The 17,691-nt window shown below is 73.9% G+C and carries 13 protein-coding genes; 10 read left to right on the top strand and 3 right to left on the bottom strand.

Translation table 11 applies throughout. The features are described 5' to 3' along the window. Nucleotides 1-266 precede the first annotated feature (266 nt). From ACFV4G_RS04875 to ACFV4G_RS04855, 5 genes are all read left to right on the top strand, one after another. Nucleotides 267-1,610, top strand: a complete 1,344-nt coding sequence (locus tag ACFV4G_RS04875) for an extracellular solute-binding protein (protein ID WP_380436512.1) — start codon at nucleotides 267-269, stop codon at nucleotides 1,608-1,610. Beyond that, the gene (locus tag ACFV4G_RS04870; RefSeq protein ID WP_380436510.1) at nucleotides 1,607-2,503 is read left to right on the top strand and encodes a carbohydrate ABC transporter permease; all 897 of its coding nucleotides are present in this window, start codon (nucleotides 1,607-1,609) and stop codon (nucleotides 2,501-2,503) included. Before ACFV4G_RS04875 ends, ACFV4G_RS04870 begins: the two co-directional genes overlap by 4 nt. Further along, on the top strand, nucleotides 2,500-3,330 hold the full coding sequence (locus tag ACFV4G_RS04865) for a carbohydrate ABC transporter permease (protein WP_380436508.1): 831 nt from the start codon (nucleotides 2,500-2,502) through the stop codon (nucleotides 3,328-3,330). The genes ACFV4G_RS04870 and ACFV4G_RS04865 overlap by 4 nt, the downstream gene beginning before the upstream one ends. Before the next feature lie 4 nt (nucleotides 3,331-3,334). Further along, nucleotides 3,335-5,071: a glycoside hydrolase family 36 protein gene (locus ACFV4G_RS04860; protein WP_380436506.1), complete on the top strand. Its 1,737-nt coding sequence runs from the start codon at nucleotides 3,335-3,337 to the stop codon at nucleotides 5,069-5,071. Nucleotides 5,072-6,049: 978 nt separating this feature from the next. After that, nucleotides 6,050-7,189, top strand: a complete 1,140-nt coding sequence (locus ACFV4G_RS04855; RefSeq protein ID WP_380436505.1) for a LacI family DNA-binding transcriptional regulator — start codon at nucleotides 6,050-6,052, stop codon at nucleotides 7,187-7,189. A 46-nt stretch (nucleotides 7,190-7,235) separates the two neighbouring features. On the opposite strand, the gene ACFV4G_RS04850 is transcribed toward ACFV4G_RS04855, so the two are convergent. Both ACFV4G_RS04850 and ACFV4G_RS04845 read right to left on the bottom strand, forming a co-directional pair. Further along, nucleotides 7,236-7,745, bottom strand: coding sequence for a hypothetical protein (locus ACFV4G_RS04850; RefSeq protein ID WP_380436504.1), 510 nt, complete (start codon nucleotides 7,743-7,745; stop codon nucleotides 7,236-7,238). Between the two features lie 119 nt (nucleotides 7,746-7,864). Next, the gene (locus ACFV4G_RS04845; protein WP_380436503.1) at nucleotides 7,865-8,674 is read right to left on the bottom strand and encodes a DeoR/GlpR family DNA-binding transcription regulator; all 810 of its coding nucleotides are present in this window, start codon (nucleotides 8,672-8,674) and stop codon (nucleotides 7,865-7,867) included. Between the two features lie 171 nt (nucleotides 8,675-8,845). Here ACFV4G_RS04845 and galT point away from each other — a divergent pair, with 171 nt between their 5' ends. Together galT and galK are read left to right on the top strand one after the other, a co-directional pair. Next, nucleotides 8,846-9,940 carry a galactose-1-phosphate uridylyltransferase gene (gene galT, locus ACFV4G_RS04840; RefSeq protein WP_380436501.1) on the top strand — a complete coding sequence of 365 codons (1,095 nt, stop codon included), beginning with the start codon at nucleotides 8,846-8,848 and terminating at the stop codon, nucleotides 9,938-9,940. Further along, nucleotides 9,937-11,076: a galactokinase gene (gene galK / locus ACFV4G_RS04835; protein WP_380436499.1), complete on the top strand. Its 1,140-nt coding sequence runs from the start codon at nucleotides 9,937-9,939 to the stop codon at nucleotides 11,074-11,076. The genes galT and galK overlap by 4 nt, the downstream gene beginning before the upstream one ends. 137 nt (nucleotides 11,077-11,213) lie before the next feature. Here the strand turns inward: galK and ACFV4G_RS04830 are convergent, their stop codons facing one another. Next, on the bottom strand, nucleotides 11,214-12,197 hold the full coding sequence (locus ACFV4G_RS04830) for an NADPH-dependent F420 reductase (protein WP_380436497.1): 984 nt from the start codon (nucleotides 12,195-12,197) through the stop codon (nucleotides 11,214-11,216). 213 nt (nucleotides 12,198-12,410) lie between these two features. Here ACFV4G_RS04830 and ACFV4G_RS04825 point away from each other — a divergent pair, with 213 nt between their 5' ends. The 3 genes from ACFV4G_RS04825 to ACFV4G_RS04815 form a co-directional block, all read left to right on the top strand. Beyond that, nucleotides 12,411-12,800 (top strand): hypothetical protein, encoded by a 390-nt coding sequence (locus ACFV4G_RS04825; protein ID WP_380436495.1) that lies wholly within the window; start codon nucleotides 12,411-12,413, stop codon nucleotides 12,798-12,800. Further along, nucleotides 12,766-15,660, top strand: coding sequence for a transporter substrate-binding domain-containing protein (locus ACFV4G_RS04820; protein WP_380436493.1), 2,895 nt, complete (start codon nucleotides 12,766-12,768; stop codon nucleotides 15,658-15,660). Before ACFV4G_RS04825 ends, ACFV4G_RS04820 begins: the two co-directional genes overlap by 35 nt. A 228-nt stretch (nucleotides 15,661-15,888) precedes the next feature. Further along, on the top strand, nucleotides 15,889-17,691 hold a 1,803-nt coding region (locus ACFV4G_RS04815), incomplete at its 3' end, for a PKD domain-containing protein (RefSeq protein WP_380436491.1).

Raw genomic sequence — 17,691 nt, 5'->3', positions numbered from 1 at the left:
ATAACTATTTTCCCTGGCCTTTTTTTTTTTTAATAATTAAAAATAAACCACGCCCCCCCCCCCTTATCTCCCCGTTGTTCCCGGTACCCGCCCCCCCCCCAACTACCCCCCGCAGCCATCCCGTCGCCTGGTAACGGAACGGTTGCGGGCGTACCTGGGGGTTGACGGCGTACGGCAGGTGGCGTTTGCTGTGTGGCGCTCGTTCGGGACTGTTTGGTTCTGGTCTGTTTTGTGGATTTGAACGTTCAAAAACGGGAGGCGATGCAATGTCACACCTTTCACGTCGCGAGCTCCTCCGCGCCTCCGGGGCCGGTCTGCTGGCCCTGGCGGCCGGGGGAGCGCTGGCGGCCTGCGGGGACTCCGGATCGGCGGGAGCCGCAGGCGGGGACGCCGAAACCGGCACGGTCACCGTGTGGTCGTGGGCCACGGCCGCTGCCGCGCTGCGCGGGGTCGTCCCGGCGTTCGAGCGGGACAACCCCGGCATCAAGGTCGACGTCCAGGACATCGGGAACCCGGCGATCTGGGACAAGATCACCGTCGGTCTCGCCGCAGGCGGGCAGGGGCTCGGGGACGTCCTCCACATCGGTTGCGACTACCTGCCCGGCTACCTGGACAAGTTCCCCGGCGGCCTCGCCGACCTGTCCTCCTTCGGCGCCGACGCCCACAAGGACGACTTCGCCAAGGGCCTGTGGCCGGTCGTCACCGGCAAGGACGGCCACGCCTACGCGCTGCCCTGGGAGGTCAACCCGCTCGGGTTCTTCTACCGCGAGGACTACTTCGGCAAGGCCGGCATCGACCCGACCGCCCTCGCCACCTGGGACGACCTGATCGCCGTGGCGGAGAAGTTCAGGGCCGCCAACCCCGGCATCTCCCTCATCGGCATCAACAAGGCCGCCAACCCCGACCCCGACCTGGACTTCGTGCAGTCGCTGATGCAGCTTCAGGGAGCGTTCTACTTCGACCTCCAGGGGCGGATCACGCTCGGCACGCCCGAGGCCGTCCGCGCGATGGACGTCCTGAAGCGGCTGGACGGCGCCGGGCTGGTCGCCGATGCCCCCGGCGAGCAGGGCTGGGCCACCCTGATGAAGGCCGGCAAGCTCGCCGTCGCCCCCATGCCCGCCTGGGCGGCGCACTACCTGGAGGCCAAGTTCGGTGACCAGAGCGGACACTGGCGCCTCGCCAAGCCCCCGGCCGTCACCGCCGGAGGCAAGCGCACCGCGCTCGTGAACTCCACCCACCTCGCCGTCGCCGGTTCCAGCCCGCGCCGCCGCGCCGCCTGGAAGTTCGTCGAGTACGCGCTCACCCGCCCGGCCTCCGTGAACAGCATGTTCACCGCCGGCGGCGTCTTCCCCGCGCTCACCGCGGCCTACACCGACCCGATGTACGGCGCACCGAGCGCCTACTACGGCGGCCAGCCCGTGCTGCGGACCTTCGCCGACCTGGCCGTCGACGGCGGCGACCCGACCAACTACTCCGGGGACTACGCCCGCGCCCTCAAGCTGGCCGGCGACGCCCAGACGAAAGTGTTCCTGAAGGGCGGCGACCCGGCCGCCGTCCTCCAGGACGCCGCCAAGCAACTCGCCCAGCAGACCGGGCGCAGCATCGCATGACGACGACCGTCCAACCGTCCCTCGCGCGTGCCCGGCGCCGCCGCACCGCCGTGCCGTACCTGCTCCTCGCCCCCGCCCTGGTCACCTTCGGCGTGTTCAAGGCGTACCCCGTCGTCGACTCGCTGCTCCTCTCCTTCACCGCCGGCTCCGGCACCGCCGCCCGCTCCGCAGGACTCGCCAACTACCGTCGCCTGCTGGACGATCCGCTGTTCTGGACGGCCCTGCGCAACACCACCGAGATCCTCGTCGTGCAGGTCCCGGTGATGCTCGGGCTGGCCCTGCTGATGGCCGTCGGCATCAACTCGGCGCTGGTGCGCTGGCGGGCGGTGTGGCGGCTGGGCGTCTTCATGCCGGCCGTGACCGGCCTGGTCGCCACCGGCGTGATCTTCGCCTTCCTGCTCGACTCCGACCACGGCGCCGTCAACTGGCTGCTGGACGCGATCGGCCTGCCGGTCGTCGACTGGTTCGGCGACCCGTTCTGGGCGCGGATGGCCGTCGTCCTGGTGCTGACCTGGCACTACACGGGCTACAACGCCGTCATCTACCTGGCAGGCCTCCAGGGCGTCCCGAAGGAGCTGTACGAGGCCGCGATGGTCGACGGGGCGGGCCCGGTGCGGCGGTTCACGGCGGTCACGGTGCCCGCGCTTCGCCCGGTGCTGCTGTTCACGGTCGTGCTGTCCACCATCGGCACGCTCCAACTCTTCGACGAGCCTTACGTCTTGACCGGCGGCGGCCCGGACAACGCGACGCTGACCGTCTCCATGTACCTGTACCAGAACGGCTTCCGGTACTTCGACTTCGGCTACGCGTCCGCCATCGCCTACGCGCTGACCCTGCTGGTGTCCGTGCTCGGCGCGGTCCAGATGCGGCTGATGGGGGAGCGGGAGCGATGAAGCCGATCACGAAACTGCGCGGCTGGCCGCTGACCTTCCTCCTCGCGGGCCTCACCGGCCTTTCCGTCGGCCCGTTCTACTGGCTGGTGATCGCCATCACCCGCAAGGACACGGACATCTTCGACTGGCCGCCCAAGCTGCTGCCCGGCGGCCACCTCGGCGACAACCTCGACCACCTGCAGCGGAGGATCGGCCTGCTCCGGGTGATCGGAAACTCGCTGCTGGTGGCCGGGGTCCAGACCGTCGGAGCCCTGGTGGTCGCGCTGCTGGCCGGCTACGCCTTCGCCAAGTTCCGCTTCCGGGGCCGGAGTCTGCTGTTCGGGCTGCTGCTCTCCACCCTCGTGGTGCCCGAACAGGTCATGCTGGTACCGCTGTTCAAGATGATGATGAGCTTCGGTCTGCTCGACACCTACCAGGCGCTCATCCTGCCCGGCCTGTGCGTGCCGTTCGCGATCTTCCTGATGCGGCAGTCCCTCGCCGGACTGCCGGACGAACTCCTGGACGCCGCACGGGTGGACGGCGCGGGTGAGTTCCGGGTGCTGTGGAGCGTCGTCGTGCCGGTCATGCGGCCGGTGCTGGCGGCACTCGCGATCTTCCTCTTCCTGGGCTCCTGGAACCAGTTCGTGTGGCCGCTGGTCGCGCTGCGCAGCCCCGCCATGCACACCCTGCCGGTGGCCATCGCCACCCTGTACGGCAACAAGAGCACGACCGACTACGGCGCGATCCTCACCGGCACCGCGCTGTCCACCCTGCCGATGATGGTCCTCTTCCTGGTCCTGCAACGGCAGTTCATCTCCGGCCTGCTGGCCGGTGCGACGAAGGGCTGAACCCGTGACCGACATCTGGGAGCCGCACGCCCCCGCCGCCCCTTCCGCCACCGGCGGCCTGCGCCCGCTGTACGCCGAGGGCCTCGACCTGCGGGTGAGCGGCGCCGGGACGGCCCGCGCGGTCGCCGACGGGGTGGTCGAGGTGACCGTCGAGGCGACACCGGTGGCCGATGGCGACGTCCGCATCGAGTGGCGGGTGCCGTGCGTGGACGCCACCGCCCTCTGGACGCCCGAACCGCGCGGCACCGGCTGGTTGCCCGCCGCCTGGAGCGCCCCGCGCCGCACCGGGATCGCCGCCGGCGCCCCGATCGCCGCCCTCGTCGGCACCGGCGACGTCGCGATCTGCGCCTTCGCCGCCGAGCGGCCCGACGTGCTGGCCGGCGCGGGAGTCGTCGAGGAGACCGGCGAGTTCCGCTTCTGGGCGCAGGCCCCCGGCCGCCTCACCGTGCGGATCGACACCTCGCGCCGCCACTTCGCCCGCTGCCTGGCCGGCCTCGCCGAGTGGTGGGGCACCGCACACCGGGCGGACGTGCCCGAAGCCGCCCGCCGCCCCGCCTACTCCACCTGGTACGCGATGCACCAGGACATCTCGCCGAAGGCCGTCGAGGCCCAGGCCGCGCTCGGCAAGGAGCTCGGGCTGGACGTGATCATCGTCGACGACGGCTGGATGACCGCCGACCGCACGCGCGGCTACGGGCACTGCGGCGACTGGGAGCCGGTCTCGCTGCCGGACACCGCCGCCCACGTGCGGCGCGTCCACGAGCTCGGCGTGCAGTACATGCTCTGGTACGCGCTGCCGTTCATCGGCAAGAACAGCGCCGCGTTCGAGCGCATCGGCCGGTACGCGCTCGCGGACGCCGGGCCCATGGGAGCCGTCGTGGCGGACCCCCGCTACCCGGAGGTCCGCGAGTTCCTGGTCGGCCGGCTCGCGCGGGCCGTCGAGGAATGGGGCATGGACGGCCTCAAGGTCGACTTCGTCGACTGGTTTGCGCGGGCGGACGCGCCCGAACCCGGTCCCGGGGCCGACTGCGCGAGCGTCGACGAGGCCGTCGAACGGCTGCTCGCCGAGCTGCGCCGGCGGATCACGGCCGCCCACCCGGACGCGATGATCGAGCACCGCCAGCCCTACGTCAGCCCGGCCCTGTGGCCGTACGTCACCATGATCCGGGCCACCGACTGCCCGCTCAGCCCCCAGGAGAACCGGCAGCGGACGATCGACGTGCGGCTCGCCGCCGGGCCCGTCCCGGTCCACGCCGACATGCTGACCTGGCACCCGGTCGAGCCGCCCGAGCAGATCGCCTGCCACCTGATCAACGTCCTGTTCGCGGTGCCGCAGGTGTCCGTCGACCTCGCCGCGCTGCGCCCGGAGCAGCGCGAGGCCCTGGCCTTCTGGCTCGGCGTCTTCCGCGCCCACGCCGACACCCTGCAACTCGGCGAACTGCGCCCGGCCCGGCCGGACCTCGGCTACCCGATGGTCACTGCCACCGGCCCGGACACCGTCGCCGTCGCCCGCTACGCGGCGCTGCCGGTCGACGCGGGCGGCGACCGGTGGCGCACCCTGCTGGTGGCCAACGCCGACGCCGACCCGGACGTGCGGCTGACCGGCGGCAGCGGGACGGCGGAGGCGGTCGTGCAGGACGCGCGGGGGCGCGTCGTCCGGCAGGGCGAGGTGGAGCTCGGCCGGGACGGCGCCGTCGTCGCGGTGCCGCGGGGCGGGTTGCTGACTCTGCGGCGTGCGTGAGCGTCGCGACGAGGCCGGCCCGGTGGTGGCGGCCGGTCGCCCGGCTGGGCGGGGTGGAGCTCGGTCTGGTCGGCGGTGTTGCGGTGTCGCGAGGGCGGCGCTCACGCTTGCAGCGTGCGTGCGTGCGTGCGTGCGTGCGTGCATGCATGCGGCGGCGTGCCGTCCGGCTGGTTGGGGCGGGGCAACGACGGTGCCGTACGTGAGCGCAGTGCCGGCGTCGAACGGTAGGTGCGATTGCCGGGGCGAGCGGTTGGTCGACGGGGCTGCGGCATCGCGCGGCCGGCTGCTCGCCCTGCAGCGGCCGTGCAGCGCCGGTGCCGATCTCGGCGGTGTGGTTGGCCGGGGGAGGCGATCGTCGAGGCTGCGCGAGGGCGCGTCGTCCGGCGGGGTGGGTGGAGCTCGGCCCGGGGCGGCGCCGTCGTGGGGCTGTCGCGCGGCGGGCGGCTGACCCCATGCTGCATGTGACGGTCGTGACCACGCCGGCCCGGCGGTCGCGGCAGTTCGCCGTGCGCGGGGCGCGTCGTCCGGCGGGGTGGGGAGGGCGCCCTTCGATGTCGATCCGAAGGCGGGTGTCGACGGCAGCCGGTCGGCGGTGGCCACCGTTCAGGACACGTTCGGGCGACCGGCGGGGTGGGGTGGGGCGTGGTCGGGTCGGTGGTGCTGCTCGGTGGGCGGGTGGCGCCGTGGCCTACGTGACCTCGTGACGACGCCCTTGCAGCGTGCGTCCGTGCGGCGGCGTGCCGTCCGGCTGGTTGGGGCGGGGCAACGACGGTGCCGTGCGCGAGTGCGGCGCCGATGCCGAATGGGAGGTGCGGTTGGGCAGTGGAGGTGATCGTCGAGGATGCGGAGGGCGTATCGTCCGGCGGGGTGGGGAGGACCCCGCCGGGGTGGCGTCGTCGAGGTGTCGCGCGGCGGGCTGCCGACCCTGCGCCGCACGTGACCGCACCGATGACCCGACCGAGCACGCCGGAGGAAGCCATGCCCGAGGGAGCACGCCGACCGCGCCGCGCTGTCACGACGCCCGACGAGGCCGTGCGCGGGGCCGGAGTGCGCCGTCCGCGTCGCGGGGCCACCACCATCGAGGAGGTCGCCCGCGCGGCCGGCGTGTCCCGGCAGACGGTGTCCAACGCGCTCAACGCCCCGCACCGGGTGCGCCCGGACACCCTGGAGCGGGTGACCGCCGCGATCCGCGAACTCGGCTACCAGCCGGACCAGTCGGCCCGCTCGCTGCGCAGCGGCGCCCGGCGCACCATCGGCTACCTCTCGCCGGTGGACGACCCGTTCGACCCCAACCCGCTGATGGCCGGCTTCCTGGAGGCGCTGGTCGACGCGGCCGGGGCGCAGGGGCTGCGGGTGCTGCTGTTCCGCCCGGCACCGGGCAGTGGGGGCACCCGCGATGCGTCGGGCGCGGGGGACGGGACGGATGCCGGCGACGCGTCGGGCGCCGGCGACGCGCTCGCGGCCATCGACGAGCTGGTGGCGGCCCGCCAGGTGGACGGGCTCGTGCTCGCGGACGTGCTGCGCGACGACCCGCGGATCGGCCACGTCGCCCGGGCCGGCGTCCCGTTCACGACCTTCGGGCGGACGGGACCGGGGGAGCCGCAGCACTGGGTGGACATCGGCAACGGCCCGGCGATGGCGGCCGTCGTGCGGCACCTCGCCGAGCGCGGGCACCGGCGCCTCGGGTACGTGGGAGGCCCGGAGGACCTGCCGTGGATGGCGGAACGCCGCGCGGGCTTCCTCGCCGAGGCGCGGCGGCTCGGCCTGACGGCGGAGGCGGCGGCAGGGCCGGACGTCGCCGCCGTGCGCGGGCTCCTGCGCCGCCCGGACCGGCCGACGGCCGTCGCGGCGGCGAGCGACCTGCTCGCACTCGACGTCTACGAGGCCGTCCGCGCCGAGGGGTTGACGGTCGGACGGGAGGTGGCGGTCACGGGCTTCCACGACACGCCGCTCTGCCGCCACCTGCACCCCGCCCTGACGTCGGTCCGGCTGCCGCTGCGGGCGATCGCCGCCGCGCTGGTCGAGCGGCTGCTCGGCCAGGCGCGGGGGGAACGGGCGCCCGGCGCGGGGCTGGAGCTGGCCACCGAGCTGGTGGTGCGGGCGAGTTCGGGGGGTTGAGCGCCGCGATGACGGGTCGAGCGCCGCGATGACCGGCCGGGTGGCTTCAGCGGTGGCGGCGGTAGTAGGAGACGGTCACGGCGGCCAGCAGCGGGCCCCAGAGGACCAGTGGCTGGTAGAGGACCCCGACGATGTCGCCCCAGGGACCGGTCATCGCCGGGTGGTGATCGACGTTCCACCAGAACAGGAACCCGCTCCAGACGTAGACGAGGGCCAGTGATCCGAGCGCGGCGGGGACGACGGCGGCGAGCGGGCGGACACGCCGGCCGCCGAGGACCGGGATCCAGCGCGGCACCACCTCGCCCCAGGGCCGGACCAGGCCGAGCGTCAGCAGGGCGAGGGCCTCGGAGACCACGCTGAGGCCGACCACGGCGACCGCGCCCCAGCCGGGGATGTGGAAGTCCTGGCGGAGCACCTGGTCGCCGTAGCCGACCGGAAGGCCGAGGGCCAGGGCGATCCGCCACAGCCCCGAGGGCACGGTGGTGAGGGCTGCGGCGTGTGCGGCTCGCACGGCCCAACGGGGTGCCGGAGCAGCGGGGTTCGATGCGGTGGTCATGCATCCAGGCTGGCCGGTGGGAGGCGGCGCCACGTCCTCCCGGAGGGCCGGAGGCGTCCCCCCGCAGGGGGATCCGGGCTCGGTCGCCGGGCCCCTCGGGGCGCGCCCCGTCCCGCCCGTCAGTCCCCGGAGGACGCGACGATCAGCTCGCCGACCAGCCGGGCGGCGGCCGTCCGTTCCTCGGCGGCGAGGGCGTCGTCCGTCACCAGGACGTCGAGCTGGTCGAGGGCGGCGAAGGAGGCCAGGCCGACGGCGTTCCACTTCGTGTGGTCGGCGACCACGATGACGCGGCGGGCCGACTGCAGGAAGGCCCGGTTGGTCTCGGCCTCGGCCAGGTTGGGGGTGGTCAGCCCGGTGTCGGTGGAGAGGCCGTGACAGCCCATGACGAGCACGTTGACGTGCAGCGAGCGGATCGCCTGGTCCGCGACCGGGCCGACCAGCGCGTCCGAGGGCGTGCGGACGCCGCCGGTGCGGATCACCGTGGCCGTCGCCGGGGTGCCGTCGTCGTCGGGCTGTTCCAGCAGTTCGGCGATCCGCAGGGAGTTGGTGACCACCGTCAGGCCCTCGACGGCGCGCAGGTGGCGGGCCACCGCGAAGGTCGTCGTGCCGGCCGCGAGGCCGACCGCCGAACCGGGCGGCACGAGTGCGGCGGCGGCGCGGGCGATCGCCTCCTTCGCGGGCAGCTCCCAGCCGGCCTTGGTCTCGAACCCGGGCTCGCCGCTGAGCGGCGCCTCGACCCGCACCGCGCCGCCGTGGACCTTCTCCACCAGTCCGCGCCGGGCCAGCGCGTCGAGGTCGCGGCGGACCGTCATGTCGGAGACCCCGAGGTCGCGGACGAGTTCGGTCACCCGGACCCCGCCCCGCGCGCGCACCTGTTCCAGGATCAGCGCGCGTCGCTGCCCGGCGAGCGGTTGGGCGCTGTCGGCCATCGGAGGGCCTCCCTCGGGTCGGCGTGGCGCGGGTCGGTGCGGCCGGGGCGGCCGCGCTCATCGCCAGCATGGCCATCATGGCAGGTGCCGGGTGCTTCCGGGGCGGCGGGTCTGTTGGATAGTGTTCGAGATTGTTGATTCATGTCGGATCGAGGAGAGAGAACCGAGGCCATGGCCGGGACCGCCACCGAGCCCACCGCCAGGACCGCGACCACGCTCGCGGACGGGCGGGAGCTCATCTACTACGACAGCGGCGCGGCCGTGCCCCGGAACGCCGTCGACCGGCGCCCGCTGGACCCCCGGCCGCCCGCCTCCCACGTGCGCCGGGACCCGGCCACCGGGGACTGGGTCACCGTCGCCGCCCACCGGCAGGCCCGCACCTACCAGCCGCCCGCCGAGGAGTGCCCGCTGTGCCCCTCCCAGGACGGGCGGCTGAGCGAAATCCCCGCCGCCGACTACCAGGTGGCCGTCTTCGAGAACCGCTTCCCCTCGCTGGCCGGACCGCCGGGCGAGCTCACCGGCGGACTGCGGACGGCCGGTCCCGGGGCCGGGCGCTGCGAGGTGGTGTGCTTCACGGCCGACCACGACGCGTCCTTCGCCGACCTCTCCGAGGCCCGCGCGCGTCTGGTCCTGGACGCGTGGACGGACCGCACGGCCGCGCTCTCCGCCCTGCCGGGGGTGGAACAGGTGTACTGCTTCGAGAACCGCGGCGCCGAGATCGGCGTCACCCTCGCCCACCCGCACGGCCAGATCTACGCCTTCCCCTTCACCGCCCCGCGCACCGCCCGCATGGTCGCCCGCGCCGCCGCGCACCGGACGGCGACGGGCCGCAACCTCTTCGACGACCTCCTCGCCGCCGAACGCGCCGACGGCGAAAGGGTCGTACTCGCCGGCGAGCACTGGACGGCCTTCGTCCCGTTCGCCGCCCGCTGGCCCTACGAGGTCCACCTCTACCCGCACCGCCGCGTCCCCGACCTCACCGCCCTCGACGAGGCCGAACGCGCCGAGTTCCCCCGCCTCTACCTCGACCTGCTGCGCCGCTTCGACCGCCTCTTCGGCACCGGCCGCACCCCGTACATCTCCGCCTGGCACCAGGCACCCCGTGACCAGCGGGACGAACTCGCCCTCCACCTGGAGCTGTTCACCATCCGGCGCACCGCCGACAAGCTCAAGTACCTGGCCGGCGTCGAATCCGGCATGGACGCCTTCGTCAACGACGTCAGCCCCGAACACGCGGCCCAGCGGCTGCGGGAGGTCGCCCGATGAACACCCTCTCCCAGCCGTCCTTCACCCGGCTCTACGGACACGCGCCCGAGGGGGAGTGGGCCGCTCCCGGGCGGGTCAACCTGATCGGCGAGCACACCGACTACAACCTCGGCTTCGTCCTGCCGATCGCCCTGCCGCAGACCGTCCGCGCCCAGGCCCGCCGCCGCGACGACGGGCTGCTGCGCCTGCACTCCACCAAGGGCGGCAGTGCCGAGGTGGCGGTCGCGGACCTCGCCCCGGGCAGCGTCACCGGGTGGGCGGGCTACCCGGCGGCGGTGGTGTGGGCGCTGCGCGAGGCCGGGCACGACGTCGGCGGGGCGGAGCTGTCGCTGGACAGCGACGTGCCGACGGGTGCCGGGCTGTCGTCCTCCGCGGCGCTGGAGTGCGCGGTGGCGATCGCCTACAACGACCTGTACGGGCTGGGCCTTTCGGCGCCCGAGCTCGCGCTGGTCGCGCAGCGGGCGGAGAACGCCTACGTCGGCGTGCCGTGCGGGATCATGGACCAGATGGCCTCGATGTGCTGCCGCGCGGGCGCGGCCCTGCACCTGGACAGCCGGGACCTCACCATGCGCCAGGTGCCGGTGGACCTGGCCGGTGCGGGTCTCGCGCTGCTCGTCCTCGACACGAGGGTCAAGCACGACCTCGGGGACGGCGCGTACGCCGGCCTGCGGGCCGGCTGCGAGCGCGCGGCGCGGCTGCTCGGCCTGCCCGCCCTGCGCGAGCTCGGGCCGGCCGACCTCGCGTCCGCGCTGCCCCGGCTCCCGGAAGAACTGCGGCCGCTGGTGCGGCACGTGGTCACCGAGAACGAGCGCGTGACCGAGGCCGTCGCGCACCTGGCGGCGGGCGCGCTCGCGGCGCTCGGCCCGGTGCTCACCGCCGGGCACGCCTCACTGCGTGACGACTACCGGGTCTCCTGCCCCGAGACCGACCTCGCCGTCGACACGGCCGTCGCGGCCGGGGCCCACGGCGCGCGGATGACGGGCGGCGGCTTCGGCGGCTCCGTCATCGCCCTCGTGGACGCGGAGGCGGCCGAGGCCGTGGCGGCCGACGTCACCGCCGCGTTCCTGGCCAAGGGCTTCACCGCCCCGCGCACCCTGACCGCGACCCCGGCCGAGGGCGCCCGTCGGATCGCCTGACCGTGCCACCCGGCTTCCGGCGGGGCGCCCATCCGGAGCGCCCCGCCGTTGGCTTCCCGCCGTTGGCTTCCCGCCGTTGGCTTCCCGCCGTTGGCCTCTCGCTGTTGACCTTCCGCCGTGGCCTCTCCTCGATCACCTCAGGCCCTGTGCGCCTCCGGACGCTCCGGCGAGGCCTCGGCGAGCGCCAGCGTCACGGCCTCGACGCCCGCGCGCAGGCCGTAGACCGGGGTGCCGGGCTGCTGGCGCCAGGACTCGTCGAGGCTGCCGGCGTCCACGGTGTCGAAGCCGATCTCGTCGATGAGCGCCCGGACCCTGCGCTTGGCGTCCTCGTCGTCGGAGGCGACCGGCACGGCGAGGCGCTCCGGATCCCCCTGGGGGAGGGGCCGCTCGACCAGGTCCTGGGCGTAGGTGCCGTTGAACGCCTTGACGACCGGGTGGCCGAGGTGCCGCTCCGTCCAGCGGCTCTCGGTCAGGCCGCCCTCGATCTCGGCGATCAGGCCGTCGCGCTCCTTCGGGTAGTAGTTGCCGGTGTCGATGACGGCGAAGCCCTCGGCGGCCCCGTCGAACAGGCCGGCGGGCAGGTCCGGCACGCTCTTCAGCGGCACCGTGACCACGACGACGTCGGCGCCGTCTGCCGCCTCGGCGGCCGGCACCGCCCGCGCCCCCGTCTCCGCGACGAGCCCGGCCAACGACTCCGGCCCGCGCGAGTTGGCGACGGAGACGTCGTGGCCGAGGGCGGTGAAGCGCCTCGTCAGGTTGCCGCCGATGTTCCCCGCGCCGATGATGCCGATCTTCATGGTGGGACCCCTCTGCAAGAGTTTCCGTACGCTCGACCTGGCCCAACCACCCCGCGGCGCCGTCGATTCCCACTCTCCGGGGTGATCTCGCGGTATCGGGGTTGACGGGCGTCGGGTGACGGAGCGTCGGCTGTCCGAGGGGGCGCGGACGGCGCGGGTGCGGGTGCGGGCACGGTGACAAGCACACGACCGGGATCGCTCCCCGTCGGCCGGAGCGTCCTGATCGCCGGCGGCAGCGGCGTCACCGGCGGCAGCGGTGTCATCGGTGGCACGGGTGGCAGCAGCGGTACCGGCGGTACACCGGTCACGCTGGGCGTTCGTCACTCCGCGTGGCGGTCGCGCTGAGTGTCCACCGGACGAGTGCCGACACGGCGAAGCCCCGATTTCGGCCCGGTGCCGGTCGCGCTGAGTGTCCGTCGCCTTGAGCACCGCTCACCCTACGAATCGATCGTGCAAAAACGGTGACGGTCGGCCCGTTCCGGCAGATGATGGTGGGGAGGCAACCGGCCGCAGGTCCTCGGGGAAGGAGCGTGCGCCATGGCGACCTTCGACGGGTCCACCGGACTACTGCTCCACGTCCGGCCGGACACCGGCCTCGATCCGGACGAGCTGACGGAGCTCACCGCCCGGCTCCGCACCGAACTGCTCGACGACCTCGACCTCACCGACGCCGAACCCGTCGAGGAGGAGTCCGCGCCCGAGGAGGCCAAGGGCCTCGGGAGCCTGGCCGGCGTGCTGCTCGTGCACTTCGTGGACCTCGACATGCTGCGGGCGGTGGTCACCTCCGTCCGGAACTGGGTCGGACGCACCGGCCACGTCGTCGAACTGAGCTACGGCGGCGACACGCTCAAGGTCACCGGGGTGACCGCCAAGCAGCAGGAAACGATGATCGATGACTGGCTCGCACGTCACGCGGCCGTCCCCTGACCTGCCCGACGAACTCCGCTTCGCGCTGGTGGTGGCCACCGCCCGCTACACCGACCCGGCGCTGCGCCAGCTGCGTGCCCCGGCCCGCGACGCCGACCAGCTGAGCGAGGTGCTCGCCGACCCGCGGATCGGCGGCTTCGCGGTGACCCGGGTGGTCGACCGGACCGCGCAGGAGATCCGCCTGGCCGCGGAGGAGTTCCTCACCGGCCGCGACCCGGAGGACCTGCTGCTCGTCTACCTCTCCTGCCACGGCCTCGTCGACGTCCGCCGCAAGCTGTACTTCGCCGCCACCGACACCGTGAAGACCCGGCTCGCCGCCACCGGGGTGGAGTCGCAGTGGCTGCTCGACCTGATGGAGGACTGCCGGGCCCGACGGCTGGTGGTGATCCTCGACTGCTGCTTCAGCGGCGCGTTCTCGCACGGGCTCAAGGGTGACGAGGACCTGGCGCTGGGCGAGCGCCTGCGCGGCCAGGGCCGCGGGCGGGTGGTGCTGACCGCCTCGCGCGGCAGCGAGTACTCCTGGGAGGGCGAGCCGCTGTCCGGGACGGAACCGCCCGGTTCGGTGTTCACCACCGCGATCGTCGACGGCATCCGCAGCGGCGCGGCCGACGAGGACCACGACGGCTACGTGTCGGTCGACGACGCCTACGCGTTCGCCTTCGACCGGATCCGCTCCGGCGGTGGTCGGCAGACCCCGCAGCGGTGGCTCTACGGCGCTGAGGGGAAGATCCTGCTCGCCCGCAGCCCGGCCGGCGTGGCCGTCGCCCCCGCGGCCCTGCCGGAGGCCCTGCGCAGCGGCCTGGACAGCCCGCACCCGGCCATCCGGCTCGGCGCGGTGACCGCGCTCGGCGAGTGGCTCACCGGGCCCGACCCGGCGCGCGAGCTGACGGCCAGGCGGACGCTGAAGGAGGTCGCGGACGCCGACGTCCCCCTCGTGGCCTCGGCCGCGCGCGCCCTGCTGGCGCAAGCCGAACCGAAGGCCGGGGAACGGCCGACGCAGCCGTCGAAGGCAGGGCCCGACGGGCCGGGGGCGCCCCCGTCCAGGGCCGGCCCCTCGAAGGCCAGGCCGGACGGGCCCGGAGTGCCGGCCTCCAGGGCCGAGCCCGGGGTGCCGGCGTCGAAGGCGAGGCCCGACGAGGCCCGGCCGTCGCCCCCGAAGGTCGAGCGCACGCCCGGCGGGGCCCGGCTCTCGCCCCCGGGATTCCGGCCCGAGCCCGGGGGACGTCCGGAGCAGCCCTCGAAGGCCGAACCCGTCGAAGCCCGGCCCGCTGAAGCTCGGCCCGTCGAAGCCCGGCCCGCCGAAGTCCGGCCCGCCGAAGCCCGTCCGTCGCGCCCGAGGCCCTCGCCCGGTCCCGCCGCGTCGCCGCAGCGCGTACTGGCGGCGGAGCCCGCGCGGCCCGAATCCCGCCCCGAGCCGGCCGGACGGGCCGCAGGGCAACCCGCCGTGCCGCCGGCCGCACGGGCCCGCCCTGCGGCAGCCCCGGCAGCTCCGGCAGCCCCGGCAGCCCCGGCAGCCCCGGGAGCCCCGGCCGTCCCGGTCGCGCCCCGCCCGGAGGCGCCCGCCCATCGGACGGCGCCCCGGCCTCCCCCGGCGCTCGCGGTCCCGTCGCCGGAGGTGCGCGCACGGGCGGTCCCGCCTCCGCCGCCGGTCCGGGACGTGGAGGAGTTCGGCTCGCTGGCGCAGGATCTCGTGTCCCCATCGGCCGGTTCGTCCTCGCCGCCCTGGTCGTCACGGCCCCCCGGTTCGTCCTCGCCTCCCGGGCCACCGCCACCGAGCGGCCCCGGAGCCCCGCGCGGCCCCGGAGCCCCGAGCGGCCCCGGAACGCCGCCCGGCCCCGGAGCCCCGAGCGGTCCCGGAGCCGCGCCCGGCCCCGGAGGCCCGCTTGCAGGCGCCCCGCCCGGCCCCCGGATCCGCCTGCTGCCGCGCGGCCGCAAGGTCCGTGCCCTCCTCCTGGGAGTGCTCCTGCTGGTGGTCGCCGCCGTCGCCACCGTGACGGTCACCTCGCGCCCGGGCCCGCCGGCCGCGCGGACGGCCGCGGGCGCGACCCCGAACGCGGGGGCCGTGCCCGCCGTCTCGACGGATCCGGCGCTGGCCGCCCTGGTCCCGGCCGCCGTGCGGTCGAGCGGCAGGCTGGTCGTGGCCACCGACCCCGCCTACGCGCCGAACGAGTTCAAGGACGACAAAGGCGTGATCGTCGGGATGGACGCCGACCTGGCCAAGGCGATCGCCCGCAAGCTCGGACTGACCGCGGACCTCGAAGCGGTGAACTTCGACGGGATCGCCCACGGCGTCATGTCGGGCGCCTACCAGCTGGGCATGAGCTCCATCGACGACCGCAGGAACCGCGAGGGGTACGTCGACATGGTCGACTACTTCACCGCCGGCACGGCCGTCGCGGTGCGGGCCGGGAACCCGGACGGGATCGACCCGAACGACCTCTGCGGTCGGTCGGTCGCGGTGCGGACCGGCAGCACCCAGGCCGGTGAGATCACCGGCACCCGCGATCCCGCCTGCACCACCGCGGGCAAGCCGGGCATCCGCAACGGCGGCGACCCGTACGGCGCGCAGAAGGACGCGACGGCCGCCGTCGTCTCCGGCCGCGACCAGGCCCTGCTGGGCCCGTCCGACGTCGTCGACTACGCGGTCAGCACCGCCGACGGGCAGTTGACGAAGGTCGGTTCCACCTACGGATCGATCCCCTACGGCATCGCCGTCGCCCGGGGCAGCACGCTCACCCAGGCCGTCCGGGGCGCCGTGCAGGAACTGATCGATGACGGCAACTACGGCCGCATCCTCACCAGTTGGGGCGTCCAGGCCGGAGCGGTGGGCCAGGCATCGGTCGACGGGGCCACCAGCTGAGCCGACGCCTCATCGGCGGACGAATCGTCAGAACACCGACGAAGAGCTCCTTGAGGAGCAAACCCGCACCATCGCCGCCCCCAACTCCGGCCGAACGGGGGGCGGCGATCCACTCCAACCGGCAGGTAGCAGTGCCGTGCCCGTTGTCCGGGCGGCGGCGGCCCGGGACCATTCGGGCCCGGGGGGTGTCGTGCACCACACGCGGACTCTGCTGGAGGGGTTTCGGTCATGAGGTGGAAGACACGGATCGCCGGCACGCTGGCGGTCGTGCTGGCGCTGGGCACTACCGCCCTGAGCCCGACGGGAGCCGCCGGCGGTCATCCCGCCACCGGCGTCGGCTCCTGCACCATCAAGAACTGGGACCCGGGCGACGACCCGGGCGACGCCACGGACCTGCCCGAGGGGCAGCGTCCCCAGTCCTACAAACCCGACGACTACGACTGCACCGGCGCCTCCTTCGCCGCTCCCGGCGTCGAGTTCACGAAGTTCCCGCAGCCGGGGAACTTCCGGATCGCCAACAGGCAGACCGCGAGGACGGCCAACGACGCGGTGGCGACGGTGAGTTCGCCCACCCAGGCGGTCAACCCGCTCGCGCCGTACTTCCCGCCGTTCACCCACTTCGTGGTCCTCTACCGCGAGAACCACACCTTCGACGACTACCTCGGCGACTGCGCCACCACCGTCCAGGCCGGCTGCAACGGCGCCGTGCAGAGCACCAACCACATCTCGTCGGTGCCCAACCTGCACACGCTGGCCAAGAACTACGCGCTGATGGACGCCTACAGCACCGGCACCCAGCCGCCGAGCGGCCCCAACCACTGGTGGCTCTTCTCCGCCCAGTCGGCGTCGAGCTCGCAGCAGCAGGCCTACCCCACCGCGGGCGGCACCCAGTTCGACCGCTTCCTCAAGGGCCCCGGCGGCGGCTACCCGTTCATCATGAACGGGGACTTCTACTGGATGCTCAGCAGCGGCAGCGGGTACTGGCGCAACCCGGCCACGAACAACATCGAGGCGCTGCCGGTCAACCGCCCGGGCACCGGCGTCCCCGAGGAGCTCAACTACAACCACTACACCTGCTGCGGGCAGAACGACGACGACCAGACCATCGCGAACGACTACATGAACTTCGTGACGAGCAACGGTCTGCCGTCCTACTCGTACGTCGAGCTGTTCAACGACCACCCGGGCACCTACCAGGACATCCCGAAGAACGACGCCGTCACCAAGCAGGTCGTCGACTTCCTGATGAACAACGCGTCCTACAAGGACAACACGGTGATCGTCGTCACCGAGGACGACACCCAGAACGGCAGCAACGGCCCGGACCACGTCAGCAACACCTACCGCGTGCCGACCGTCGTCGTGGCCTCGCCGACGTACATGAAGCAGGGCTACGTCACGCACGTCGCGTACACCACGGACAACGTGCTGGCCGCGATGGAACGGGTCATGGAGAACACCCACCCGGGCATCATCGACCCCAACGACAACGTCGGTCTGGCGACGTTCCCCATGACGACCGCCGACCAGGGCGGCCTCGGGGACCCCCTCGAAGACCTGTGGATCCAGGGCGCCACGCCCCTCTCTGCCACCGCCGCCGGCACGCCGCCGACGGGCAACGCCCCGCTGAACGTCGCCTTCACCGGCTCGGCCACCGGCGGCACCGCGCCCTACGCGTACAGCTGGAACTTCGGTGACGGTTCGGCGGCGAGCACGGTGCAGAACCCGAGCCACACCTACGCGACCGCCGGGACGTACACCGCGACCCTCACCGTCACGGACGCCGCCAACCCGGCCCACACCGCCACGGCGACCGTCACGACCACCGTCAGCGCCGTCGGCAACCCCCTGGCGGCCACCGCCGCCGGCACGCCGACGTCCGGCCAGGTCCCGCTGAACGTCGCCTTCACCGGCACCGCCACCGGCGGCACCCCGGCCTACGCGTACAGCTGGAACTTCGGTGACGGTTCGGCGGCGAGCACGGTGCAGAACCCGAGCCACACCTACGCGACCGCCGGGACGTACACCGCG

Origin of the sequence: Kitasatospora sp. NPDC059747, assembly GCF_042732955.1 — a bacterium.
Lineage (GTDB): Bacteria > Actinomycetota > Actinomycetes > Streptomycetales > Streptomycetaceae > Kitasatospora.
The sequence above is the reverse complement of the archived record's forward strand: the minus strand, read 5'-3'. Positions and strand labels throughout refer to the sequence as shown.